At 57.5% G+C, this 22,368-nt stretch carries 23 protein-coding genes and 1 pseudogene; 11 read left to right on the top strand and 13 right to left on the bottom strand.

Annotation, left to right across the window (positions count from 1 at the left end):
- Nucleotides 1–3 precede the first annotated feature (3 nt).
- Entirely contained in the window at nucleotides 4–1,011 is a 1,008-nt protein-coding gene (gene bioB / locus ACWXTG_RS07890) for a biotin synthase BioB (protein WP_309566330.1), read from the bottom strand.
- 10 nt (nucleotides 1,012–1,021) lie between these two features.
- Complete coding sequence (locus ACWXTG_RS07895) at nucleotides 1,022–1,411, bottom strand: hypothetical protein (RefSeq protein WP_309566329.1); 390 nt, start codon at nucleotides 1,409–1,411, stop codon at nucleotides 1,022–1,024.
- Between the two features lie 333 nt (nucleotides 1,412–1,744).
- Here ACWXTG_RS07895 and ACWXTG_RS07900 point away from each other — a divergent pair, with 333 nt between their 5' ends.
- Nucleotides 1,745–2,140 (top strand): hypothetical protein, encoded by a 396-nt coding sequence (locus tag ACWXTG_RS07900; RefSeq protein ID WP_309566328.1) that lies wholly within the window; start codon nucleotides 1,745–1,747, stop codon nucleotides 2,138–2,140.
- Between the two features lie 236 nt (nucleotides 2,141–2,376).
- Nucleotides 2,377–3,183 (top strand): aldo/keto reductase, encoded by an 807-nt coding sequence (locus ACWXTG_RS07905; protein WP_480221219.1) that lies wholly within the window; start codon nucleotides 2,377–2,379, stop codon nucleotides 3,181–3,183.
- Between the two features lie 29 nt (nucleotides 3,184–3,212).
- Here the strand turns inward: ACWXTG_RS07905 and ACWXTG_RS07910 are convergent, their stop codons facing one another.
- Nucleotides 3,213–4,247 (bottom strand): helix-turn-helix transcriptional regulator, encoded by a 1,035-nt coding sequence (locus tag ACWXTG_RS07910; RefSeq protein WP_309566326.1) that lies wholly within the window; start codon nucleotides 4,245–4,247, stop codon nucleotides 3,213–3,215.
- A 111-nt stretch (nucleotides 4,248–4,358) separates the two neighbouring features.
- On the opposite strand from ACWXTG_RS07910, the gene ACWXTG_RS07915 reads away from it, so the two are divergent.
- The 3 genes and pseudogenes from ACWXTG_RS07915 to ACWXTG_RS07925 all read left to right on the top strand — a co-directional run bounded on the left by ACWXTG_RS07915 (nucleotide 4,359) and on the right by ACWXTG_RS07925 (nucleotide 7,114).
- Nucleotides 4,359–4,556: a hypothetical protein gene (locus tag ACWXTG_RS07915; protein ID WP_309566325.1), complete on the top strand. Its 198-nt coding sequence runs from the start codon at nucleotides 4,359–4,361 to the stop codon at nucleotides 4,554–4,556.
- Nucleotides 4,553–6,058: a sodium:solute symporter family protein gene (locus ACWXTG_RS07920; protein ID WP_407997274.1), complete on the top strand. Its 1,506-nt coding sequence runs from the start codon at nucleotides 4,553–4,555 to the stop codon at nucleotides 6,056–6,058. The genes ACWXTG_RS07915 and ACWXTG_RS07920 overlap by 4 nt, the downstream gene beginning before the upstream one ends.
- Nucleotides 6,059–6,376: 318 nt before the next feature.
- Nucleotides 6,377–7,114, top strand: a pseudogene (locus ACWXTG_RS07925) (phenylacetaldoxime dehydratase family protein).
- 149 nt (nucleotides 7,115–7,263) lie between these two features.
- Here ACWXTG_RS07925 and ACWXTG_RS07930 read toward each other — a convergent pair.
- The gene (locus tag ACWXTG_RS07930; protein ID WP_480219531.1) at nucleotides 7,264–7,557 is read right to left on the bottom strand and encodes a hypothetical protein; all 294 of its coding nucleotides are present in this window, start codon (nucleotides 7,555–7,557) and stop codon (nucleotides 7,264–7,266) included.
- Nucleotides 7,558–7,921: 364 nt separating this feature from the next.
- Here ACWXTG_RS07930 and ACWXTG_RS07935 point away from each other — a divergent pair, with 364 nt between their 5' ends.
- A complete protein-coding gene (locus ACWXTG_RS07935; protein ID WP_480219532.1) occupies nucleotides 7,922–8,593 on the top strand; it encodes a ComF family protein in 672 nt (223 codons plus the stop codon).
- Between the two features lie 3 nt (nucleotides 8,594–8,596).
- A complete protein-coding gene (gene trmL, locus ACWXTG_RS07940) occupies nucleotides 8,597–9,061 on the top strand; it encodes a tRNA (uridine(34)/cytosine(34)/5-carboxymethylaminomethyluridine(34)-2'-O)-methyltransferase TrmL (RefSeq protein ID WP_480219533.1) in 465 nt (154 codons plus the stop codon).
- Nucleotides 9,062–9,197: 136 nt separating this feature from the next.
- Here trmL and ACWXTG_RS07945 read toward each other — a convergent pair whose 3' ends face one another.
- The 5 genes from ACWXTG_RS07945 to ACWXTG_RS07965 form a co-directional block, all read right to left on the bottom strand.
- On the bottom strand, nucleotides 9,198–10,187 hold the full coding sequence (locus ACWXTG_RS07945) for an NAD(P)H-dependent glycerol-3-phosphate dehydrogenase (RefSeq protein ID WP_309566320.1): 990 nt from the start codon (nucleotides 10,185–10,187) through the stop codon (nucleotides 9,198–9,200).
- A gap of 34 nt (nucleotides 10,188–10,221) precedes the next feature.
- Nucleotides 10,222–10,614, bottom strand: coding sequence for an SH3 domain-containing protein (locus tag ACWXTG_RS07950; RefSeq protein ID WP_480219534.1), 393 nt, complete (start codon nucleotides 10,612–10,614; stop codon nucleotides 10,222–10,224).
- Between the two features lie 37 nt (nucleotides 10,615–10,651).
- Nucleotides 10,652–11,125 (bottom strand): protein-export chaperone SecB, encoded by a 474-nt coding sequence (secB, locus tag ACWXTG_RS07955; RefSeq protein WP_309566318.1) that lies wholly within the window; start codon nucleotides 11,123–11,125, stop codon nucleotides 10,652–10,654.
- Between the two features lie 135 nt (nucleotides 11,126–11,260).
- Nucleotides 11,261–11,518, bottom strand: a complete 258-nt coding sequence (grxC, locus tag ACWXTG_RS07960; RefSeq protein WP_407993020.1) for a glutaredoxin 3 — start codon at nucleotides 11,516–11,518, stop codon at nucleotides 11,261–11,263.
- A 3-nt stretch (nucleotides 11,519–11,521) separates the two neighbouring features.
- Complete coding sequence (locus ACWXTG_RS07965; protein ID WP_480219535.1) at nucleotides 11,522–11,929, bottom strand: rhodanese-like domain-containing protein; 408 nt, start codon at nucleotides 11,927–11,929, stop codon at nucleotides 11,522–11,524.
- Between the two features lie 229 nt (nucleotides 11,930–12,158).
- On the opposite strand from ACWXTG_RS07965, the gene gpmI reads away from it, so the two are divergent.
- Nucleotides 12,159–13,712, top strand: coding sequence for a 2,3-bisphosphoglycerate-independent phosphoglycerate mutase (gene gpmI, locus ACWXTG_RS07970; RefSeq protein WP_480219536.1), 1,554 nt, complete (start codon nucleotides 12,159–12,161; stop codon nucleotides 13,710–13,712).
- A 3-nt stretch (nucleotides 13,713–13,715) separates the two neighbouring features.
- Nucleotides 13,716–14,996, top strand: a complete 1,281-nt coding sequence (locus ACWXTG_RS07975; protein ID WP_480219537.1) for a murein hydrolase activator EnvC family protein — start codon at nucleotides 13,716–13,718, stop codon at nucleotides 14,994–14,996.
- Nucleotides 14,997–15,090: 94 nt separating this feature from the next.
- Here ACWXTG_RS07975 and ACWXTG_RS07980 read toward each other — a convergent pair whose 3' ends face one another.
- Nucleotides 15,091–15,510 (bottom strand): secondary thiamine-phosphate synthase enzyme YjbQ, encoded by a 420-nt coding sequence (locus ACWXTG_RS07980; RefSeq protein ID WP_309566312.1) that lies wholly within the window; start codon nucleotides 15,508–15,510, stop codon nucleotides 15,091–15,093.
- Between the two features lie 198 nt (nucleotides 15,511–15,708).
- Here ACWXTG_RS07980 and ACWXTG_RS07985 point away from each other — a divergent pair, with 198 nt between their 5' ends.
- Together ACWXTG_RS07985 and ACWXTG_RS07990 are read left to right on the top strand one after the other, a co-directional pair.
- Nucleotides 15,709–16,515: a PEP-CTERM sorting domain-containing protein gene (locus tag ACWXTG_RS07985; protein ID WP_480219538.1), complete on the top strand. Its 807-nt coding sequence runs from the start codon at nucleotides 15,709–15,711 to the stop codon at nucleotides 16,513–16,515.
- A 168-nt stretch (nucleotides 16,516–16,683) separates the two neighbouring features.
- Nucleotides 16,684–18,267 carry an AI-2E family transporter gene (locus ACWXTG_RS07990; protein ID WP_480219539.1) on the top strand — a complete coding sequence of 528 codons (1,584 nt, stop codon included), beginning with the start codon at nucleotides 16,684–16,686 and terminating at the stop codon, nucleotides 18,265–18,267.
- Between the two features lie 61 nt (nucleotides 18,268–18,328).
- Here the strand turns inward: ACWXTG_RS07990 and ACWXTG_RS07995 are convergent, their stop codons facing one another.
- From ACWXTG_RS07995 to ACWXTG_RS08005, 3 genes are all read right to left on the bottom strand, one after another.
- Nucleotides 18,329–18,823 (bottom strand): hypothetical protein, encoded by a 495-nt coding sequence (locus ACWXTG_RS07995; RefSeq protein ID WP_309566309.1) that lies wholly within the window; start codon nucleotides 18,821–18,823, stop codon nucleotides 18,329–18,331.
- Between the two features lie 175 nt (nucleotides 18,824–18,998).
- Complete coding sequence (clpB, locus tag ACWXTG_RS08000; protein ID WP_480219540.1) at nucleotides 18,999–21,581, bottom strand: ATP-dependent chaperone ClpB; 2,583 nt, start codon at nucleotides 21,579–21,581, stop codon at nucleotides 18,999–19,001.
- A gap of 95 nt (nucleotides 21,582–21,676) precedes the next feature.
- Complete coding sequence (locus ACWXTG_RS08005) at nucleotides 21,677–22,249, bottom strand: hypothetical protein (protein ID WP_407997262.1); 573 nt, start codon at nucleotides 22,247–22,249, stop codon at nucleotides 21,677–21,679.
- Between the last annotated feature and the right edge of the window lie 119 nt (nucleotides 22,250–22,368).

Consider the following 22,368-nt stretch of genomic DNA (forward strand, 5'->3'; position numbering starts at 1 on the left):
GATTTAAAGCGGATGGATGCCGAGCTTGTCGAACAGCTTGCGGTCGGCTTCAGCTTCAGGATTGCCCGTGGTCAGCAGCTTCTCGCCATAGAAAATCGAGTTGGCGCCGGCCAGGAAGCACAAGGCCTGAATGCCTTCGTGCATGCTTTGGCGGCCGGCGGACAAACGCACGAAGCTCTGGGGCATGGTGATGCGGGCCGCCGCAATCGTGCGCACGAATTCGAACGGGTCAAGCTCGTCCATGCCATACATCGGCGTGCCTTCCACCTGGGTCAACAAGTTGATGGGTACGCTTTCGGGCGGACGCTCCATATTGGCAAGCTGCGCCAGCAGGCCGGCACGCTGAGCGCGGGTTTCGCCCATGCCGATAATGCCGCCGCAACAGACATTGATGTCCTGCTCGCGCACGCGGTCCAGCGTATCCAGGCGGTCCTGGTAGGTACGCGTCGTGATCACGTCGCCGTAATATTCCGGCGCAGTATCCAGGTTATGGTTGTAATAGTCGAGGCCGGCATCCTTCAATTGCTCGGCCTGACCGTCTTTCAGCATCCCCAGCGTGGCGCAGGTTTCCAAACCCATCGCCTTCACTTCGCGGATCATGGCCAGCACCGGCTCCAGGTCGCGCTGCTTGGGGCTGCGCCATGCAGCCCCCATGCAGAAGCGGCTGGCGCCATTTTCCTTGGCGGCCCGCGCAGCAGCCAGCACTTCGTCCAACTGCATCAAATCCTGCTTTTCCACATCGGTATGGTAACGTGCGGCTTGCGGACAATAGCCGCAATCTTCGGAACAGCCGCCGGTCTTGATCGACAGCAGCGTGCTCACCTGGACGCCATTGGGGTCGAAATTCTCGCGATGCACCGACTGGGCACGGTGCATCAGGTCTGAAAACGGCAACTCGAACAGCGCGACGATCTCATCGACAGCCCAGCGCTTGGGCGCTTCTGCGCGCGTCTGAGTCTTGGCGCGCTCCACGCGGTCAAGGCCGCGTATATCAATCACTGAATCTCGCATGTGTTTCCTTTTATTCTGTTGTCTCGACGGTATATTCCTGCCATGGCTCCTTGCGCGCGCGCAAGATATCGCGTACTCCCAGCGGGACTATTACCAGAACGCTGACCGCCCATATGATCAGGGCCAGATTCAACCCTCCCCCTACCCAGCCTGCCATGTTGGAACTGAAGTTGAGCAGTACCACCCAGGCGCCGAGCAGGCCATAAAAACGATAACCTGCAGGCACAAGGTAGTCGCAGACGCGGGTACAGGGATGGTTTGCCATCGAGGCATAGGTAAAAATCGAGGCCGCAATCCAGAAAGGGATCAATACCGGTATCACCACGGCAAGGCTGGAGAAAAAGGGAAAGCTCTGTGCTGCCCGCATCTGCTGCTTGGCAGTGATGATTTTGGTAGCCATGACATCAAAATGGAATTGAAAACCGGATTATAGCTTGTCAACATTCAAGACAACAATAAATTTACAACTGATTAAATATTAATCATAACTGTTTAGTCATTATGCTTCTTGGGACGGAAATGGTATTCCTGGTTTCCATATTGCAGATGCCGTGCCAGCCAGCCCACACTGCGCTCCTGACTTAAGAGGCTTGTTCATAAGCCCAGCCTTCTTACATCTTTCCAGACTTCTAGCGCTGAATCTATTCCCTTGCAAATTGCAAATCTTGGTATATGATTCGCATATATACAGATCTGTATATATTTATTTACAAAATCACTGGAGGAGAAGTAAATGATCGCTTTACTGATAGGAGCCGTAGCCTGTGTCACCGCTTTAATTTTATCTGCTTGGCTGATGACTTTTGCCAAATGGTTCCCGATCAAGGGTGTTGATGAATTCCTGATCGACTACAAGACCATGATCCGGGCGCACATCGACTACGCCCTGATGGCGTTATTCGGATTAAGCTTTTACGGCTTGGGAATCCCGCTTCCGACAGCAGCTTGTGTCTGCCTGGCAATAGGCGGATTCACCAATCCCACCATCTTCACGATTGCAGCTTTCGATACGGATTTCTGGTCCAAGAAAAAGTGGAAGGTATTCACCGCATTGAGCTTTGTGGTGTCGACGATCGGCTTCATGTGGATTTCGTTCACAATCCTGACGTATGTGATCAATACGCTATAACACCATACAAATTGGTATACTCAATGCTTGACCTAACACGCACAGGTCATCCTCCCTCTTGGCACAAGAGGTGGCTGGCGAAAAGCATAAGCCGTTACTTCAGGCTTTACATTTCGCTGTTTGAACATTAAGCCGCCCGTTCCAGGAGGGATATTGCTTGGCGCTATAGACTGTTATCCCTACAACTTGAAAGGCCTATCAGGCAAAACCAATATTTCAAGCTTGGCGAGTACAAGCTGCATCGCTTAGGGTTCGGGGCAATGCGCATTACCGGGAAAGGCGTTTGGGGAGAGCCCGCAGACCTGGCGGAAAGTATCGCCACCTTGAAACGGGTTCCGGAACTGGGGATCAATTTCATTGATACCGCCGACAGCTATGGACCCGATGTGAGTGAAGTGCTGATCCGCAAGGCCTTGCATCCGTACAATGACCTGCTCATCGCCACCAAGGGCGGCTTGACACGCCATGGACCTGATATATGGGCGCCTGTCGGCAGGCCGGAATATCTCCGGCAATGCGTACTGATGAGCTGGCGACGGCTGGGGATTGAGCAGATCGGTTTATGGCAACTGCACAGGATAGATCCCAAAGTCCCGCGCGAAGAACAATTCGAGGCCATAGCAGAGTTCCAGAAAGAAGGCCTGATTGAGCACATCGGCTTGAGCGAAGCTACGGTGGACGACATCAAGGCCGCCCAGCGCCACTTCGAAGTGGTGACGGTCCAGAACCAGTACAACATGGCCTTCCGGCAACATGAAGATGTCCTTGATTATTGCACCCGGCACAATATCGGGTTTATCCCTTGGTTTCCCCTGGCGACCGGCAACCTGCCGGTTGAAAAAACCGCGCTTGGGGAAATCGCCAGGAAATACGGCGCAACGCCATTCCAGATTGCCCTGGCTTGGCTGCTGCAAAGAAGCCCGGTGCTGCTGCCTATCCCCGGCACCAGCAAGGTCAAGCACCTGGAGGAAAACGCGAAAGCTGCAGACATTACGCTTGAGCCCAGCGACTTTGAAAAACTGTCCAGTATTCAATCGGCATAATACTGGCAAGGCCGCATCACGGCGCCAAGCTACATGCCGGATACAAGAGGCAGCGCCGCCTGGCTGGCTGCCTCCTTCCACCTCATCATCTCGACTGACCTCGAGTAGGCATCCGAGAATCGCACCAGCTCGGATTTATCGTTGATATCCAACTTGGTATAAATCACCTGCAGGTAATGCCTCACGGTAGTGGGAGACAACGCCAGACCAGCGGCAATTTCCTTGTAAGACTTCCCGTCCGCATATTCAAGCGCGATCTGTTTTTCACGTTTCGTCAGCTTGCTGAAAAGTGGCTGGCGGCTGATATCTATCCTTTCCAGCCCGCCGGCGCATAGCCTTTTCACCTGGAGCAAGCCGGAAGGGCATATCCAGCCTTCGTCCAGCATACCTAGCGGAACCCTGCCCTTTTCTTTCCAATGCGGCCATAACTCGTTCACAAAGCCGTTGAAGGCGGCATCGGAGCAGAGGATGCTCCCCTCGCTGTCCAAAAAGGCAGTCGAGGCATGCAACAGCTGGTTGGGGATGCGCATTCTCTCAATTTCCGCTTGCAGGTTGGATTTCCAACTGGCATACAAGTGCGGGGTGATTTTCTGCTTGATTGCGACATCCCGTTGGCTAAAAGCCTTTGCATATTTTCCCGAGCGAAAAAGCGAGATGAAGAGAAAAGACTGATTGTCAGGAAAGAAGATGGAGGTACACAAGGCCTGGCGGATATGCTGCTCGCCATTCAACGACTTGAGACCCGGGGTGGAATACAAATCCGCGTGTCGGTAGTGAATGGTCGTTCTTGGCTTCAGCTGTACGTTCAAGGCCAGCGTGTCATCGCCGCTCACCGACCGCCAATGTTCTTCAAACGCCAGTGGCAGCTCGTGCCTGAACGAACTGCGCAACTGGAAGCCAACCTTGGCCGGGGACATGATGCCCCACCAGGCCTGGTCGAAGCCAATCAATTTGTCCAGCTGGCGAAGCGCGGACTGCTGAAACGAATCAGGCGGCTCCAGCAGCGCGGATTGATAGAGATCGCCCAGCAATACCTCGTCAAACGCAAAATCTAACGCAGCCATTCTTCCCCCTGCATTTGCATGATGGGCATGCCTGCCGCCCATACTCATAATAATGCGCTCATCCTAACAAAATAATAATCCCGGAGGGGCGATACGATGATATTAAACAGGATGTTGCTGATCAAACTATGGTTCATCGCGGATGCGGTATTGGCGCTGCTTCCGCCATTGTATTGGTGGGTAAACGGCCAGCCGGCCATGCTGGGGCTTCCGGCGACGCTGGTCTATTTCCTGCTGGTATCGATATGCATCACGGCCAGCGTGGTGACGGCTTATTTTCTGGATTCCGATAGGAGCGCAGCCCGATGACCATTACCTTTGGCTTGCTCATCGGCTTCTTCGTCATGGTCGTGACCATCCTGCAGCTGACCAAACGCAAGGACAGATCCTTTACCGATTATGCCGTGGGCGGACGTTCTTTTGACGCCAGGTTCCAGGCGATGTCCTTCCTCAACACCTGGTATCCGGGGGCGATGTTCACCGCGTTTGGCGGGCTGGCTGCCGCAAGCGGCGTAATCTCATTCTATGTTTTGGTGTACAGCCTGCTGACTGTGGTACTGATGTATGTCATGGCGCAAGCAGTATGGACGTGGGGAAAGCATTTTGACCTGAAGACCCAGCCGGACCTTTTTGCCCTGCGCTACAACTCGCGCCATATACGCACTATTGCCGCCGTGATCGGCATCATTTCCGGGATACCCTGGTTGGTTCTGGGCATGCAGGCGCTGGGCGGATTGTTCCAATACATGTCCCTCGGCAAGCTCGGCTTCACCAGTGCGGTAATCCTGGGCGTGGCAGTCATTGCGCTTCGGCAAGTATGGACAGTCCGCATGGGCATGCGCGGCGTGGTGATCTCGGATATGGCGCAGGGTATCGTGGCCTATATCATCGGAACCGCGGTCTTGATCGGCCTGATCATATGGCTGGTCAACTCCAAGGGAATACAACTGGCGTCGCTTCCCGCTTCCATGTTCACTCTCCCCGGCCTTGGCAGCAAAGAGGGGCCTTTGTACGTATTCAGCCTCATATTGACCGGCACCGTAGGCGGCTGGTGCTGGCCGTATATCTTTGTCAGGCTGTTTACTGCCGATAGCGTGCATAGCCTGAAAAAATCCGCAGCGCTCGCCATGCCGCTTTCGTTGTTGTTCGGCGCTGCACTGCTGATTTTCGGCATGCTGGCCTCCGGCCTGCCCGCCGTGGCGGACCAGCCCAACGATGTCTGGTTCCTGGCCAGCCAGGAAGCCGGTGGCGTATGGTTGCTGGGCATCGCCGGCATGATATTGCTGGCAGCCTCCATGGGGCACATTGACGGCAACATCCAGGCCACGGGCGCACAGATAGCCAACGACCTGTTCGGCAACTACCGTACCCTGACGCATCCCCAGCTGATTTTCATTGCCAAGTTCGGCATGGTGCTGCTCACGGCTCTGTCGGCGTGGCTGGCCTGCCTGACATTGCCAGCCCTGTTCTCGCTGGCGGTGTTGGCCTACCAAGGCATCATCCAGCTTGCCGTCCCGCAGTTCCTGGGCATCTTCTGGAAAAAAGGCAATGCCGCGGGCGCGATTGCGGGCATGGTGCTGGGATTCCTGACCGCTGTCCTGCTTGAGGCAGCCTTTCCCGAACTGCTGGGCCATACCTACGGCTTGAGTTCGGGGCTGATCGGCTTGGCGGTCAACCTGACGGTTTATGTCGCGCTGGCTTACCTGAGGCCCAACTCGGCGGACGAGCAGCTAAGAATTGATGCGCTATTCCAGATAGCCAAAAAACCTGCCAATACCGAGCAAAGGTTTGATCATGTCCAAGCAAGCTGAATTGGAATCGGCCATCCCGCAGCATTTGAGGCAACCGGGCAATTGCCCGTTCCGCGGCAGGACCAAAGCGCTGCCATACCCGACCTATGTCGCAAGGTTTCCCGCTACGGTCTCACAGGTCGTTATCTGCTATCTCGGCATACAGACTTTAGGGCAAGAGAATATGCCAGCTTTCCAGACTGCAAATCATGCCGTGGTTTCGCTGCTGGGATTGCCGGATGGTCCGCAGTATTGGGATCGGTCCACGTTCACCGACAGGGCGGGCTTTACCAATCATTTGTTTGCCTTGTTCTGGCGCAACCCTGCGAGTTATGACCGATGGACCGACGCGGCAATGTGGCAGATTGGTGGGAATCCTGGGAAAGGGAAACTGATGGAATCGGGTATTTCAAAGAGGTCTTCACTCCCCGGAGCAGTCATCTTGAGACCCATTATGCCACCCAGGAACCCAAGGCATTGGGCAACCTGGGCGACAGAATGGGCGGAGAAATCATCGAGCACGCTTATTGGAGCGCCATGCGGGACAGGATTCCCGCCTCCCAGGCCGGCACCTTGTCGCCAGAGGGCTGACCGCTCATTACCAACAAGCCTGGCAATGAAAAGCGGCAAGTCATCATTCCCCATGAAAACCTGTGCATTATCCGTTCCGGCCAGGATTGGGAAAATGCCGATCAGCAGGAAATTGACTTGTACAAAGAGGTCATCCTGCCGCAATTGTCGCAAGGCATGCGTTTTTTAAACCAAAATGGACTGGACATCGGATGCCTGAGCAACCGCTTCGTCAATATCGTTGATTCAAACGGCGCTATAAGTAAGCAAAGTTATGGCCTGAGTTACTGGACTGGTCTCGATGCCCTGGAAAAATGGGCTGCTACCCATGAAACCCACCTGCGCATTTTCGGAGCAGCGCAAGCGTATATGGGAAAATTAGGAAGTGCCGCAAAACTCACGACTTACCATGAAGTCGCCGTCATGACGGCAAGAGAGCAAAGTTTCGAATACGTCAATTGCCATGCCTACACCGGCATGTTGAACCTCGGGCACCGGTCGCCATGAAACACTCTCCTATTGAGGAATATTCGCCGTCTCAGAACACTTATCAACAAAGCAAAATGGCTTATGCCAATATAGTTGGCATAAGCCATTTTTAACTTGCGCCAGCAAAGGCTGGAATCAAGAGAGCCTATAGCAAAACACCTTACTTACTACCTTTGCTTTTGGTTAACGTCGGTGCCGCCTTGCTCAGGCTCATTCTTGAAACGCTGGCTCTTTTCTTTGGCATTGGTCGGAACAGCACCGTCCTTCAGGCTTTCACTACTGCTTCCCTCTGTCGTGCCTTGCTGTTGAGGCTCAAGGTAATTCCCGCTTGCAGGGGAATCAGGCACTGCATTCTTCTGCTTGTGGGCAGGCGGGGCATCGCCAGTGGGATCAGCCGCATAAGCATGGGGCATTAGAATTACCAGAAAGGCTGACATGAGCACGCTATAAAAACCCTTCATTACGTTCTCCTTCCAATTGGTCATCGATACGAAACACCATGCTAAGGGATTTTTTCATGGAGTCATGTAGGCCCAGGCTTGATCTGGCTGTCAGTCCAGGCTGTGATGGCTGTAGGAGATCGCTTCGGCAACATTCAAGAATCTGGGCCATTGCATTTCTCGTTGTCGTGCCCGCAGGCCTGTCCTCTTTAATGAAGGCGCCATGAATCATGACAGGACAGAATAGACATGTCTTGAACACTCATACACGTCCGCACTGCTTGCCTGCTTTGCACTTTCGGACGAAAATCGGGAATAAGGCATTACAATCCCTTGCCTGTTTATCCACGCCCATAAGAGCAACACTATCCGTATGGCAGGATTCATGGAAACGCTGTTCCCCCAATCGTGCCTGCTTTGCTCAAGCTGGCAGGCAGGCCCGTTGGGCATATGCGTCGGTTGCCTGGACGACATGCCGTGGCACATGGACAACGCCTGCCCTCAATGCGCGCTGCCAAGCAGCGACAGCATGCTGTGCGGGCAATGCCTGAAAACCCCGCCTGCGTTCGATGCCGCCCGCAGTTTGTTTCAATATCGGTTTCCCCTATCGGCAGTGCTGCAGCAATACAAATACGGGCAATTGCTTACCATTGCCCGCACCATGGGGCTGCTGGTTGCCGAACATATAGGCAGGCAATCGGCCGCCGACTGCATTATCCCGATGCCATTGCATCGCCGGCGCCTGCAGGAGCGCAGCTTCAACCAGTCTGCGGAGATTGCCAAGGTGGTCAGCGAGCAACTGCATATTCCCCTCGCCTTGCAGGCATGCGCGCGTATCAAGCCGACGCCGCCGCAGGCGAGCCTGCCTTACAAGCAGCGCATCAGGAACATGCAAGGCGCCTTCGAATGCCGGGCGGCATTGAAAGATATGCGCGTGATATTGCTGGATGACGTCATGACAACCGGCGCCAGCCTCGACGCGCTGGCAAAAACAGTGAAGGATGCGGGCGCCAGCCATGTAGAATGCTGGGTGATCGCCCGTACCATTGCAGAATGAACCATGTTTGAAATCGTGTTATACCAGCCCGAAATCCCGCCCAACACCGGCAACATCATACGCCTGTGCGCCAACAGCAATACCCGCCTGCACCTGGTCAGGCCGCTGGGGTTCGAACTGGAGGATAAACAGCTCAAGCGCGCGGGGCTGGATTACCACGAATATGCCAGCCTGGTCGTGCACGAGAGCTGGGAAGCCTGCAAACAGGCGCTGGCTGGACGCAGGATGTTCGCGCTCACCACCAAGGGCAGCACCCGCCATAGCGACATTCGCTTCCTGCCCGGCGATGTGTTTGTATTCGGCCCGGAAACACGCGGCCTGTCGGAAGATATCCGCGCCGAGTTCAGCCCGCAGCACAGGGTCAGGCTGCCGATGATGCCGGAAAGCCGCAGCCTCAACCTGTCGAACTCGGCCGCCATCCTGCTGTACGAGGCCTGGCGCCAGCATGATTTCGCCGGCGCGGTCTAGCGCATGGCATCGGACACAAGGCCAATCGGCCCAGGCTTGCGGCTCGAGATAAAATCAACACACCCCACATCACAACCCATATAACAAAAAAGCACCATCGCTGGTGCTTTTGAACATTGCGGTTTTGACGCCAACGCTATAGCGATTCGGACTTCTGCTCCCGGCTGAGCAGGTTCTCCATCGCCTGCCGCGGCGAGCGCCCATGCGAAAGCACTTGGTCGACCTCCTGCGTAATCGGCATCTCGACGCCCAGCAGGCTCGCGCGCTTGACCACTTCGCGCGCTGTATGCACGCCTTCAGCCACGTGACCCAGGGTCTTGAGGATTTCCTGCAGGGTCTGGCCGTTGGCAAGGCGCAGGCCCACCTCACGGTTACGGGAGTATTGCCCGGTACAGGTCAGGATCAAGTCGCCTGCGCCGGTCAAGCCCATGAAGGTTTCCTTGGCGCCGCCCAAGGCTACGCCGAAGCGCGTCATTTCGGCCATGCCACGCGTAATCAATGCGGCGCGGGCGTTGTTGCCGCACTGCATGCCGTCGCTGATGCCTGCGGCAATCGCCAATACGTTCTTGAGCGCGCCGCCGACCGACACCCCGATGACATCGGTGCTGGTATAGACGCGGAAGTTGCCGCCATGCAGCATCGCGCCGGCCTTGGCGGCAAAATCCGCATCATTCGCGGCGAGGGTTACGGCCGTGGGTAGCCCACGCACCAGCTCCGCCGCGAAACTCGGCCCGGACAAGACGCCCCAGTGGCGGCTGTCGCCCAGCTCATCCTGTGCGACCTCGTGCGGCAACTTGGCAGTGGCGGCCTCCAACCCCTTGGAAGCCCAGACCACGGGCGCATCGGAACCCAGCCGCTTGATGTCCTTCAACGTATTGCGGAAACCGTTGGTCGGCACCACGGAGACGATCAGGTCGGCACCATCCAGCGCGCGGCCAAGGTCGCCTTCCACCGTGAGCTGGTCGCCGAACGCGAAGTCGCCGAGGTATTGCAGGTTGGCGCGCGTCACCTGCATATCCATGATATGCGCCTGGTTGCGCGTCCAGAGCGATACCTGGTGCTGGCGGCTGATTTGCAGGGCCAGTGCCGTACCCCAAGCGCCAGCGCCTAAAACTGAAATTTTCATAGTGGATTAATAGTGGACTATTTAACCAGCCGCATCAAAAGCCCCACAGGGAGGAGGCCGATATATAGCCCGTGATGCCGTCCCTGTGCTTGACCTTGACCCAGCCATTGACCGGAGACTCCAGCATGTCGAGCACGACATCCTTGTCGGCCTTGCCCAGCAGCGCTGAGGCTGCATCCGCAGCCTGGCGTATGTCGGCCTGGCCGCCCTTGACCAGCACGGTACGTTTGTTCGCAAGCTGCTTGGCCTCTATCCAGTTGAGGCCGCCCTGCGCGTCACGCACTTTCAGCCATTCCCCCAGGTTCACGATCACCTCGACGGGATAGCCTTGGCTAAGAATATATGTTTTCTTGCCCTGTGCGGAAGGAGCGTCGTACACCACCGCCTTGGGCACGGACACGGAACGGAATTCGACTGCCGATGCCATGACCGGCATCAGCAGGATTGCGACAGCTAAAGACAGCTTAGTGTGTGGTTGCGCCATTCGCCTTGGCCTGCTCTTGTTTTTGCTGTGCGTACAGCGCTTCAAAGTTGACAGGGTTGAGCAATACAGGTGGGAAACCTGCGCGCGTCACGATATCGGAGATGGTTTCGCGTGCGTATGGGAAAATGATGTTCGGGCAAGTCACGCCGAGGATGATGTCGATATTGTCCTGAGGCACGTTGCGGATCTGGAAAATACCAGCCTGGGCCACTTCCACCAGGAACACTGTCTTGTCGCCGAGCTTGGAAGTCACGGTCACGGTAACCACCACTTCGTAAATGCCGTCTTCCAGTTGAGCGGTGGCATTGCTCAACTCGATGGAAACCTGGGGCGCTTCGCGCTGAATGAAAATTTGCGGTGCATGCGGGATTTCCAGCGAGAGATCCTTGACGTAGACCTTCTCGATACCGAATGCTGGTTGTTGCTCTTGTGCTGCTGCCTGTTCTTCTGCCATGTCTCTTCCCTTGACTTCGGGTTGCGCCAAGCGCGCCCCTATATATTAATAAAATTAAAAACCCAAAAGCGTCTAAAACTCAAGCCTGCCATTCTATCCGCTTCAGCCCAGGTTTTGTACTACAAAACCGTGACACTATTTCGCCAGCAACGGGTCCAGCTTGCCGGCCATATCGAGCGCACGCAGGTCATCGAACCCGCCCACATGCACATCGTCGATATAGATTTGCGGAACAGTGCGCCTGCCGGTCTGCTCCATCATTTTCAGCCTGAGCTCGGGCTCGAGGTCGACGCGCACCTTGTTGATCTGCTGCACACCCTTGCTCAATAGCAAGCGCTCGGCATTGATGCAGTAAGGGCAAGTGCCTGTGGTATACATGAGGATGTTCGCCATCGCCTAGCCCTTCACCAGCGGCAGCTTGGCATCCTGCCAGGCCTTGACGCCGCCCTGCAATTGCTGAACCTGCTTGAATTCGTTTTTTGCCAGGATAGCCGCCGCCTTGCCGGCGCGCGCGCCGCTTTCGCAATACACCAGCACCGGCTTGTCCTTGAATTTGCTCAATTCCTTGAGGCGCTCGGGCAGCTGCGCCAATGGGATATGCTTGGCATCGGCGATATGGCCGGCTGCGAACTCGGCGTCGTCACGCACATCCAGCACCACGGCATGAGAGCGGTTGATCAAGATCACCGCATCGCTGGCGCTGACGGCCGCCCCGGCCCCGCGCCTGATTGTCGGCAGCAGCAACATGATGCCGGAGCCGATTGCCAGCCCGATCCATAATGCGTTCTTTGCAAAAAAATCCACAATCACCTCAAGATATGCCCGAAAGGCATCATTGTACTCAAATTACCACCGCCTACAGGCGGCCATTTCAGACTAGATGATGCCGGCCGGGGAAAATTCAAGCCCATATTGCAAAAAACTGAACAAAAACCATTCCTGGCGGATCAAATCGGCGATTAAACATGCGTGATCAACAAAAACTCTCTAAAATACAGGGCTATTTCTTGAGTTCACCGGAATCCTGACCGCAATGACTGTAACGCCTGCATTACTCGTTATCCTTGATGGCTTCGGCTACCGTGAAGATAGCCACGACAACGCCATCGCCCTGGCCAACACGCCCAACATCGACCGCTTCTGGGCACAGTACCCGCATACCCTGATCAACGCCTCCGAGACTTTTGTCGGACTACCCAGCGGCCAGATGGGCAACTCCGAGGTCGGCCACCTGAACATCGGTGCCGGGCGGGTGGTGTTCCAGGATTTCGAGCGCATCAACCGCTCCATCGCATCGAGGGAGTTCTTCAGCAATCCCGTCCTGGTCGAGGCTGTCGACAAGGCCAAGGCCGCGCACAAGGCGGTACATATCCTCGGCCTGGTATCAGACGGCGGCGTGCACAGCCACCAGGACCATATCCACGCCACCATTGAAATGGCGGTGAAAGCCGGCGTGGAAAAAGTGTATGTGCATGCCTTCCTCGACGGGCGCGACACGCCGCCGATCAGCGCCAGGCCTTACCTGGAAAAGCTCGAGCAAGCCTGCGCCCGCATCGGCGGCGGCAAGATCGCCTCGATTTGCGGCCGCTTCTACGCCATGGACAGGGACAAGCGCTGGCCCCGCGTCGAGGCCGCCTACAACCTCATTACCGACGGCCAGGGCGAGTTTGCCGCGGCCACCGCCCTGCAAGGCCTGGAAGCCGCCTATGCGCGCGACGAGAAGGACGAGTTCGTCAAGGCCACAGCGATTGCGGCCGCCGGGGAGCAGCCAGTGACCATGGAAGACGGCGACGTGGTGATCTTCGTCAACTTCCGCTCAGACCGCGCGCGCCAGCTCACGCACGCCTTGCTCGACCCCGACTTCGAAGGCTTCAACCGCCGCCGCCAGCCCAAGCTGGCAGGCTTTTACACCCTGACCCTCTACGACAAGGCGGAAACACGGGCCAAGCCGATTTTCGCCCCGGTGGAAATCCGCAACACCTTCGGCGAATATGTCGCCCAGCACGGCTTGACGCAATTGCGCATTGCCGAGACGGAGAAATACCCGCACGTCACCTTCTTCTTCAATGGCGGCGAGGAGCAAGTCTTCAACGGCGAAGACCGTATCCTAGTCCCCTCCCCCAAGGTGGCGACCTACGACCTGCAACCCGAGATGAGCGCTTACGAAATGACCGACAAGCTGGAAGCCGCCATCCTGAGCAGGAAATACGACGCCATCATCTGCAACTATGCCAATTGCGACATGGTGGGCCACTCCGGCGACCTCAACGCCTCGATCAAGGCCGTGGAAACCATAGACACCTGCATTGCGCGCATCGTCAAGGCGATGGAAAGCATAGGCGGGCAAATGATCATCACGGCCGACCACGGCAATGTCGAGCAGATGCGCGATTACGAGAACAACCAGCCCCATACCCAGCACACCACCAACCAGGTGCCGCTGTTCTTCATCGGCAAGCCTGCCACGCTGGCCGCCCCGGGTACAGGCTCGCTGTGCGACTTGGCGCCGACGCTGCTGGCCATGATGGGGCTTAAGCAGCCGCCTGAAATGACCGGCAAATCCCTGGTCGTTTTCCAGGCGGCGTAGCGTATGCACGTGCGCTGGCTCAGCATGCTGCTCGCAGGCAGCCTTTCTGCCGCGCCAACCGCATGGGCCGCCAAGAACGACCCGGAAAAGCCGAAAGCTGCGCTGGATGAAATCCACCAGCGCCTAGAATCGCTGAAGAAAGAACTGGACAGCTCCAAGGAGGCGCATGCCGAGGCCGCCGATGCGCTCAAGAAAAGCGAAAAGGCCATCAGCGACGCCAACCGCAAGCTGGTTGACCTCAAGCAGCAACAGCAGGAGAGCAGCCAGGCCTTGCAATCCCTGCAAAAACAGAAAGCCGCGCATGAGGCTGAACTCAAGCAGCAGCAGGCGCTGCTGAACCAGCAGTTCTACCAGCAATACCTGCATGGCAAGCCCAACCAGGCGCAGGTGCTGTTGCAGCAGCAAGACCCCAACGCCGCGGCACGCCAATTGCACTACTTCGGCTATGTGTCCCAGGCGCGCAAGGAATTGATGGACGCAGCCTCCGCCAACCTTGCCAAGGTAGAGGCCCTCAATGCGGAAACCAGCAGAACCCTGGCGCAACTGGATGCGCTCCAGGAGCAGCAGGAAAAAGAGCGCACGGAACTGCAACAACAGAAGAAGCAGCGCGACAAGCTGGTCAAGCAGCTCTCCAGCAAGATCAGCGCGCAACGCAACGAGATCGACAAGCTCAAGCGCGACGAGCAGCGCCTGACGCAATTGATGGAAAAGCTCGCCAAGGCTGCGCGCGAGCAAGCCGCGCGTGAAAAGGCTGCCCGGGAGAAAGCCCAACGCGAGGCCGCGCGCGACAAATCAAAGCAAGCCGCAAGCGCCGGCAACAAATCCCCGGGCGGCAAGATCGTCGGCCGCAATGATACTTTGCCCAGCAACGCGTTTGACGGCACCAACTTCGCCTCGCTCAAGGGCAAGCTCAACCTGCCGGTGCGCGGCGAAATCACCAACCGCTTCGGCAGCAGCCGCGCCGACACCGGCATTTCCTGGAAAGGCCTATTCATCCGGGCCAACGAAGGCAGCGAGGTCAAATCCGTCGCCAGCGGCCAGGTCGTGTTCGCCGACTGGTTGCGCGGTTTTGGCAACCTCATCATCGTCGACCACGGCAGCGGCTACATGAGCCTGTACGGCAACAACCAGGCAGTGTTGAAGCAGGTCGGGGACAACGTCAAGGGCGGGGATACCATCGCCTCGGTCGGCAACAGCGGCGGCAATGAACAGCACGGCGTTTACTTTGAGCTACGCCACCAGAGCAAGCCTTTCGACCCGCTGAGCTGGAGCGTGGTGAAGTAAAAGCCAAAAGCGCCTGCCAGGCGCGGCTCAAACAAAGCTTATAAAACAGTATAACGAAACCATCCCACAGAACAGCGAGACTTCCTGCCGCTGCTTATTCGCCTATCAAGTGCAGCAACACCTTGCGCGTATGCGACATGCGCCGGTGCTCGTAGAGAAATATCCCCTGCCAGGTGCCCAGCGCCGCCTTGCCGTCCACGACCGGGATGGAGATGCTGGTCTGCGTCAATGCGGATCGCACATGCGCCGGCATGTCATCCGGCCCCTCGGCGGTATGGATGAACAGCGGGTCGCCGTCAGGCACCAGGCGCTCGAAGAAGCTTTCCATATCCACCAGCACGTCGGAATCGTAATTCTCGTTGATGAGGATGCTGGCCGAAGTATGCTGGATGTACAGCGTCAACAAGCCCTGGCGGATGCCTGCCGCCCCCACCCACCGCGTCACGGCAGGCGTAATGTCATACAAGCGGCGCCCGTTGGTATGTTGAACGATCTGGTGATGTTGCTGCTGCATGCAATGACTCCTGAGGCTTAGCCTGATGTCCGAAGTATAACGGCCGAGTGCGGCACCGAAAAATAAAGAACCGTCCAGCCCCAAATTTCTGCAATGAAAACGCCCGCCCAATAGTCCATTCTGACCATTCACAAGGTATATCAATATACCTTTACCGCGCCCATAATCATAGCCTCCATCACCCCTGGGAGAATCAAAATGAAAATGCGTTACTTGAGTGCCGTCGTCATGCTCGCAACCGCTATTCCCGCTTTGGCTGCCCCCACCACCATCAACTCCAGTGCCGTCGATATCACCTACGATCCGGATACGTTCCAGCTCGAAGTCGAGGATGCATATTACGGATGGCAAACGCTGGACAACAGTATTGCTTCAATATCCGGTGTTACCAATGGGGTTTCAATCAACTTTAATGGCGCTCTGTATGTCAGTGCGGACGGCGGACGTTATTTTAGTTACGAAAGCTTTTCCGGCACCTTTTCCCTTCCGTTGTCCTTTACCGTACATCCCGGCCAGGTCATCGAAAGTTACTCCATCACCTATTCCGGTACTTATGACGCGTCAAACGGTAGCCTGGGTGCCGCCGGTGTGAGCGTTAATGGTTCAGGAGCATCATTTTACGGTTATGACGGGTATGGCTCCAGTTTCAGCGCAACAGGCATCATTCCCGGTGACGCTCCACCCACGATCGCTGGCTCTTTCGAAGCTTGGGCGGATTATACTTGGACGTCTGTTTATATGGGTCAGGTATGGATTGACACCGGCTATTACGAACCAGGGCCTTGTGACGAATATGGATTCTGCGAGCCCGATCAATGGGTAGAAGATGGTTATTGGGAAGATGTATATGAAGACCAAGGCGTAATAGGCACTGCGTCGCTCAACCTGCAATCCATCCAGGTGGTCGCCAATATTGCCGCCGTGCCGGAAGCAAGTTCCTATGCGATGCTGCTGACAGGATTAGGCTTATTGGGCCTGGCTGCACGTCGTCGTCCACGCAACTGATCCCCCAGCAACCAGGCTCGCTGTCGTCCCGGCGCGGGCCTGACCTCTGTTTTGCGGCCGCCCCTCCGGCTTTCATGACGCAACGCCTGCTTGCTTCGCCGCTTGCCCTCTTGTGATCCGGCCGCCTCGGGATAGAATAGTCGGCAATACAAGCCCAGAGCCTTTCCCATGTTACTCAGCCGTTTCCGCCACCCCGCCGTATCCCACCACCAGATTGTATTGCGCGAGGTGCCTTTGCTGGCCGGGCTCAGCAACCACGAGCTGGACACCCTGAACAACCTGCTGCACCAGCGCACCTATGTGCGGGATGAAATCATCTTCGACCCGCATGAGGAAGGTCAGGCCATTTACTTTATCCTCTCGGGCAAGGTGCGGGTATCGCTGGACGGGCAGATCATCGGCACCCTGGAGGCGGGGCAGTTTTTCGGGGAGCGGGCCTTACTGGAGAACGTGCGCCGCAAAACCCAGATCCGCGCCTTGGAAGACTGCGTGCTTGCGGTACTGTTCCGTGACGACTTCCTGCATTTGCTGCATACGCATCCGCAGATCGCGGATACCATTTCAGAGCATTGCAGCCTGAGGCGCGTTCAATTTCCCGAAATTGAACGCGAAACCATCGACCAGCCCTTATTGGCGGACGAGCAGCACGGGCCCGGCCCCTTGGCCTGGGCAGGCATCATTGCCACCACCTGCCTGCTGTTGCTGATCTTCAAGAAAATCCTCTGGCTGGTCGTGCCTTTCCTGCTGGCGCTGATCCTCTATTACCTGCTCGCCCCGCTGGAGAAAAAGATGGTGGCCGCAGGCACGGGACGCGGGCTTGCCGCGGTGGCATTGAGCGGCGCGTTCCTGGTGGTGACCGCGGTCGGGCTGTTGTTGGTCTATCCCATGGTGGTTGCCAACGCGGCATCGTGGCAGACCGGCTTCGCCCATTACTCGGCCGGGGGAGCCGCCTTGGCAGAACAGGCGCTGCAAGGCGTGCAGGAGAAGTTCAGCTTCCTGCAGACCGCCCATTTCGGCGACAACATCTCGAAGCAGATTACGGACGTCTCAGAGCACTTTTCCGACAAATACCTGGGCAAGATACTGAGCGGGCTCGCCACCTGGCTGCCTTCCCTGCTGCTCACGCCGATTATTACCTTCTTTATGCTCAAGGACGGCGCCAATTTCAGGAAAATGCTGGGCACCGCCGTGCCTAACGCCTTCTTCGAAAAGACCCTTTACCTCATCCATGCGGTAGACCAGACCGCCAGGCTCTATTTTGTCGGCCTCATGAAGATGACGGTAATAGACACCATCCTGACGACATTGGGCTTGTGGGCGCTCGGCATATCCTCTCCCTTGATGCTGGGCATGATCGTGGCCGTCCTGTGCTGGATACCTTACCTGGGCCCCTTGCTGGGGTTTGCCATCGTGGCGCTGGTCGCTTCCACCGACATGCCGGGCAACATCGGCGTGATCTACAGCCTGGCAGCCTTGTTCGTCATGATCCGCATGCTGGACGATTTCTTCTTCCTGCCTGCTATCGTCGGGCGCAGCCTGCGCATCCACCCGCTGCTCACCATCATGATGTTCCTGATCGGCGAGGCGATTGCAGGCGTGGCGGGCTTGATGCTGGTGATCCCCATCCTTGGCGTCGTCCGCATCCTGGGCGAGACCCTGGAAATCATTCTCAAGGATACCCGCCTGCAGGCCCGGCACCGCTATTCGGAGAAATTGCGCTGGCGCGCCGCCACGCGCGATATGGATCGCTGAATATATTTACTACTGGCAATAAAAAAGGGCTGGAAAACCAGCCCCAAGCTTGCACTGCTGTCTACCACCAGCCCCAGCGCGGGCCATAGTAGCCGCGCCAGTATGGGCCGTAACCCGGTCCCCAGAAGGGGTCGTAGAATCCGCGGTTGCGCCATTGGTATTCACGGCGCAGCTTTTCCTGCTCTATCACTTTTTCCTTCTCGCGCTTGTTCAGCTCTTCAGCAAAACCGTCCCGCAACGCCTGCTCGCGGCTGCTGTAAATATAATCGAGCACCTTGGGGTCCACGCCCTGCTTGCTCAGCTCCAACGCCTTGGAGGGGGTCAGGTCGTAGCGCGAATTGCTTTCCTTGATCTTGGCAATGATCTCGTCAGGGCTGGTACCGGCCTTGGACAGGCGCACCAGCTCGTCATAGGTAATGAACGGCGCAGGCTGCGGCAGTAGCTTCTCCAGTTCTTCAGCGGAAATACGCTGGATCTGCGGTTCCTTCTGCTGCTGGGTAGTCGCGCACCCCGCCAGTACCAAACTGCCCATCACGACAGCAACGATCAATCTCATCTCATCCTCCTGGCGCCTGCCAGATCACTCCAAACCTGCTTCAAAGGCCATGACAGGCCAAACTGCCTGTATGACCATGAAGCGGCCGCCAAATTCCCAACCGTTCATATTCTAGTGCAAAATTTTTCACTCTGATCATAAGAAACGGGGCAGGAATATTCCTGCCCCGTTATGGTCAAGCCTTGCTGAACACCATGCGCCCGCCCTTGAAGTCCACATGCACCGTATCCTTGGCGGCAAATGTGCCATTGAGGATTTCCTTGGCCAGCGGGTTCTCGATCTCGGACTGGATCGCACGCTTGAGCGGACGTGCGCCATACACAGGATCGAAACCGGCGTTGGCAATCTCGGCCAGCGCAGCATCGCTGACGTCTAGCTGCATGTCCATCGCCGCCAGGCGCTTGGCCAAACTCTGCAACTGGATGCCGGCAATCGACTTCACGTGCGACTCGCCCAGCGCGTGGAACACCACTACCTCGTCGATGCGGTTGACGAACTCGGGCCTGAAATTGGCTTTCACCTCGGCCATCACGGCGAGCTTGACGACTTGGTAGTCGTCGCCGCTCATGTTCTGGATCATCTGCGATCCGAGGTTGGAGGTCATGATGATCACCGTATTCTTGAAGTCCACGGTACGGCCCTGGCCATCGGTCAAACGCCCGTCGTCCAGCACCTGCAGCAGCACGTTGAACACGTCCGGGTGCGCTTTCTCGACCTCGTCCAGCAGGATCACCGAGTAAGGCTTGCGGCGCACGGCCTCGGTCAGGTAGCCGCCCTCTTCGTAGCCGACGTAGCCCGGCGGCGCGCCGATCAGGCGCGCTACGGAATGCTTTTCCATGAACTCGCTCATGTCGATGCGGATCAGGTGGTCTTCCGAATCGAACAGGAAACCCGCCAACGCCTTGGTGAGCTCGGTCTTGCCCACGCCGGTAGGGCCCAGGAACAGGAAGGAGCCATACGGCTTGTTGGGGTCGGACAAGCCTGAGCGCGAACGGCGGATCGCGTCGCTGACCAGGCGCACCGCCTCGTCCTGCCCCACCACGCGCTCATGCAGTTTGTCTTCCATATGCAGGAGCTTGTCGCGCTCGCCTTGCAGCATCTTGGAGACAGGGATGCCCGTCGCGCGCGACACCACCTCGGCGATTTCTTCCGCGCCGACCTGCGTGCGCAGCAGGCGGTGTTGCTTAGGCTCGCCTTCCTCGGCGCTAGCGGCCTGCTTGAGCTGGGTTTCCAGCTGCGGCAGCTTGCCGTATTGCAGCTCGGACACTTTCTGCCATTCGCCATTGCGCGTGGCTTCCTCGATCTGCAGCCTGACCTTCTCGATCTCTTCCTTCAGGTGCTTGCTGCCCTGCACCTGGGCTTTTTCCGCCTTCCAGATTTCCTCCAGGTCGGCATATTCCTTCTCCAGGCGGCGAATTTCATCCTCGATCAGCGACAGGCGCTTTTGCGAAGCCTCGTCCTTCTCGCGATGCACCGCTTCGCGCTCGATCTTGAGCTGGATCAAGCGGCGCTCGAGCTTGTCCAGCGCTTCCGGCTTGGAGTCGATTTCCATCTTGATGCGCGACGCCGCCTCATCGATCAGGTCGATGGCCTTGTCCGGCAGGAAGCGGTCGGTAATGTAGCGGTGGCTCAACTCGGCGGCGGCGACGATCGCGGGGTCGGTGATCTCGACGCCGTGGTGCACTTCGTATTTTTCCTGCAAGCCGCGCAGGATGGCGATGGTCGCCTCGACCGAAGGCTCGTCCACCAGCACCTTCTGGAAGCGGCGCTCCAGCGCGGCATCCTTCTCGATGTACTTGCGGTATTCGTCCAGCGTGGTCGCGCCTACGCAGTGCAATTCGCCGCGCGCGAGCGCCGGCTTGAGCATATTGCCGGCATCCATCGCGCCTTCCGCCTTGCCGGCGCCCACCATGGTGTGGATTTCATCGATGAAGACGATGGTCTGGCCTTCATCCTGCGCCAGCTCCTTCAATACGGCCTGCAAGCGCTCCTCGAACTCGCCCCGGTACTTGGCGCCCGCCAGCAGGCCCGCCATGTCCAGCACCAGCACGCGCTTGTTCTTGAGCGTTTCCGGCACCTCGCCATTGACGATGCGCTGGGCAAGGCCTTCCACAATCGCGGTCTTGCCCACGCCGGGCTCGCCGATCAATACCGGGTTGTTCTTGGTGCGGCGCTGCAATACCTGGATCGCGCGCCGGATTTCATCGTCGCGCCCGATCACGGGATCGAGCTTGCCGGAGCGCGCTCGCTCGGTCAGGTCGACCGTGAACTTCTTCAGGGCCTCGCGGTTGCCTTCCGCCTCCTGGCTATTGACGGTATCGCTGCCGCGCACGGCGTTGACCGCCTGCTCCAGCGCCTGCTTGGTCAAGCCGTGGGTCTTCAGCAAGCGGCCGGTCTCGCCCTTGTCGTCGGCCAGCGCGAGCAGGAACATCTCGCTCGCGATATAGGCGTCGTTGCGTTTCTGGGCGTTCCTGTCGGTGACGTTGAGGAGGTTGTTGAGCTCGCGCGAAATCGAGACATCGCCGCTATTGCCCTGTACTTTCGGCAGGTTGTCGATCGCGGTCTGCAACCCGGCCCTAAGCGGGGCCAGGTTCGCCCCGGCGCGCGCGAGCAGCGATGCGGTGCCGCCGTCGTCCTGGTTGAGCAGGGCCAGCAGCAGGTGCGAGGCTTCGATGTTGGGATTGTCGTTGCCGACCGCGATGCTTTGCGCGTCAGCCAGGGCTTGCTGGAATTTTGTAGTCAATTTGTCGAAACGCATGCTTGCCTTCCTTCAATGTATGTTTGGTTGACTACTACATGGCGACCATCCAGGATGAATTCAAGCGCCAGGCATTAACAAAATCCTACATTGCGCTAACGCTTGTCCCAGGTGCGGCCATCATCCTCGGAAACCAGCTGGTGCAGCGCCGAGGTGCCATCGCTGCGGATCTCCAGCCAGTTCAGGTTCACTTGGTTGTTGAGCGAGATCAATTCGATATGGCTGACATCGTCGGTGGACATCCGCTTGGGAGGGGAAGACACCCACGCCGAGCCGTCCATGCGCGCGTAGTACACACCCTTGTTCATGCGCATCCACACCAGGTGCCAGCCCCAATTGCCGCCCCGCACGATGGCGAGCAAGGGGAAATGACAACCCAGGCTGCGGCTGCCGTCATAGGTGACGCGCCGGATACCTTGCAGCCGCCCCTCGAGCGACGTGGCCATGACCAGGTCGCGCGTGCCGTCGGTGAAGGTGTGCTGCCAGAAAAACACGGGCTGCCCGTTCGCATCGCGCGTGCCCGCCACACGGCAATTGCTCGGAATACGTTCCGCCAGCTGGCGCAGCTTGGCGTCCTCCTCATGGTTGACGACCTCCAGCCCGATCTCTGCCGCGGCAGCCGAGCAAGCAATCAAAACCCCGATAATTCCAATAATCTTTTGTTTCATATTTCATTGACTCATGGAGAGCATGACGCAAATGATACGAGTGCGACAATCTGTCGCACTTCAGGGACAGCGTTTGTTGTTATTATCCGTGCATGATTCCTTTTAGGCAAAAGCACGGG

The sequence above is a fragment of the Methylobacillus sp. DLP286 genome (assembly GCF_056636515.1).

What these genes read in the sequence shown, in the direction of transcription:
- bioB (WP_309566330.1), bottom strand. Translation starts at nt 1,011, where the DNA reads ATGCGAGATTCAGTGATTGATATACGCGGCCTTGACCGCGTGGAGCGC.
- ACWXTG_RS07895 (WP_309566329.1), bottom strand. Translation starts at nt 1,411, where the DNA reads ATGGCTACCAAAATCATCACTGCCAAGCAGCAGATGCGGGCAGCACAG.
- ACWXTG_RS07900 (WP_309566328.1), top strand. Translation starts at nt 1,745, where the DNA reads ATGATCGCTTTACTGATAGGAGCCGTAGCCTGTGTCACCGCTTTAATT.
- ACWXTG_RS07910 (WP_309566326.1), bottom strand. Translation starts at nt 4,247, where the DNA reads ATGGCTGCGTTAGATTTTGCGTTTGACGAGGTATTGCTGGGCGATCTC.
- ACWXTG_RS07915 (WP_309566325.1), top strand. Translation starts at nt 4,359, where the DNA reads ATGTTGCTGATCAAACTATGGTTCATCGCGGATGCGGTATTGGCGCTG.
- ACWXTG_RS07920 (WP_407997274.1), top strand. Translation starts at nt 4,553, where the DNA reads ATGACCATTACCTTTGGCTTGCTCATCGGCTTCTTCGTCATGGTCGTG.
- ACWXTG_RS07930 (WP_480219531.1), bottom strand. Translation starts at nt 7,557, where the DNA reads ATGAAGGGTTTTTATAGCGTGCTCATGTCAGCCTTTCTGGTAATTCTA.
- ACWXTG_RS07935 (WP_480219532.1), top strand. Translation starts at nt 7,922, where the DNA reads ATGGAAACGCTGTTCCCCCAATCGTGCCTGCTTTGCTCAAGCTGGCAG.
- trmL (WP_480219533.1), top strand. Translation starts at nt 8,597, where the DNA reads ATGTTTGAAATCGTGTTATACCAGCCCGAAATCCCGCCCAACACCGGC.
- ACWXTG_RS07945 (WP_309566320.1), bottom strand. Translation starts at nt 10,187, where the DNA reads ATGAAAATTTCAGTTTTAGGCGCTGGCGCTTGGGGTACGGCACTGGCC.
- ACWXTG_RS07950 (WP_480219534.1), bottom strand. Translation starts at nt 10,614, where the DNA reads ATGGCATCGGCAGTCGAATTCCGTTCCGTGTCCGTGCCCAAGGCGGTG.
- secB (WP_309566318.1), bottom strand. Translation starts at nt 11,125, where the DNA reads ATGGCAGAAGAACAGGCAGCAGCACAAGAGCAACAACCAGCATTCGGT.
- grxC (WP_407993020.1), bottom strand. Translation starts at nt 11,518, where the DNA reads ATGGCGAACATCCTCATGTATACCACAGGCACTTGCCCTTACTGCATC.
- gpmI (WP_480219536.1), top strand. Translation starts at nt 12,159, where the DNA reads ATGACTGTAACGCCTGCATTACTCGTTATCCTTGATGGCTTCGGCTAC.
- ACWXTG_RS07975 (WP_480219537.1), top strand. Translation starts at nt 13,716, where the DNA reads ATGCACGTGCGCTGGCTCAGCATGCTGCTCGCAGGCAGCCTTTCTGCC.
- ACWXTG_RS07980 (WP_309566312.1), bottom strand. Translation starts at nt 15,510, where the DNA reads ATGCAGCAGCAACATCACCAGATCGTTCAACATACCAACGGGCGCCGC.
- ACWXTG_RS07985 (WP_480219538.1), top strand. Translation starts at nt 15,709, where the DNA reads ATGAAAATGCGTTACTTGAGTGCCGTCGTCATGCTCGCAACCGCTATT.
- ACWXTG_RS07990 (WP_480219539.1), top strand. Translation starts at nt 16,684, where the DNA reads ATGTTACTCAGCCGTTTCCGCCACCCCGCCGTATCCCACCACCAGATT.
- ACWXTG_RS07995 (WP_309566309.1), bottom strand. Translation starts at nt 18,823, where the DNA reads ATGAGATTGATCGTTGCTGTCGTGATGGGCAGTTTGGTACTGGCGGGG.
- clpB (WP_480219540.1), bottom strand. Translation starts at nt 21,581, where the DNA reads ATGCGTTTCGACAAATTGACTACAAAATTCCAGCAAGCCCTGGCTGAC.
- ACWXTG_RS08005 (WP_407997262.1), bottom strand. Translation starts at nt 22,249, where the DNA reads ATGAAACAAAAGATTATTGGAATTATCGGGGTTTTGATTGCTTGCTCG.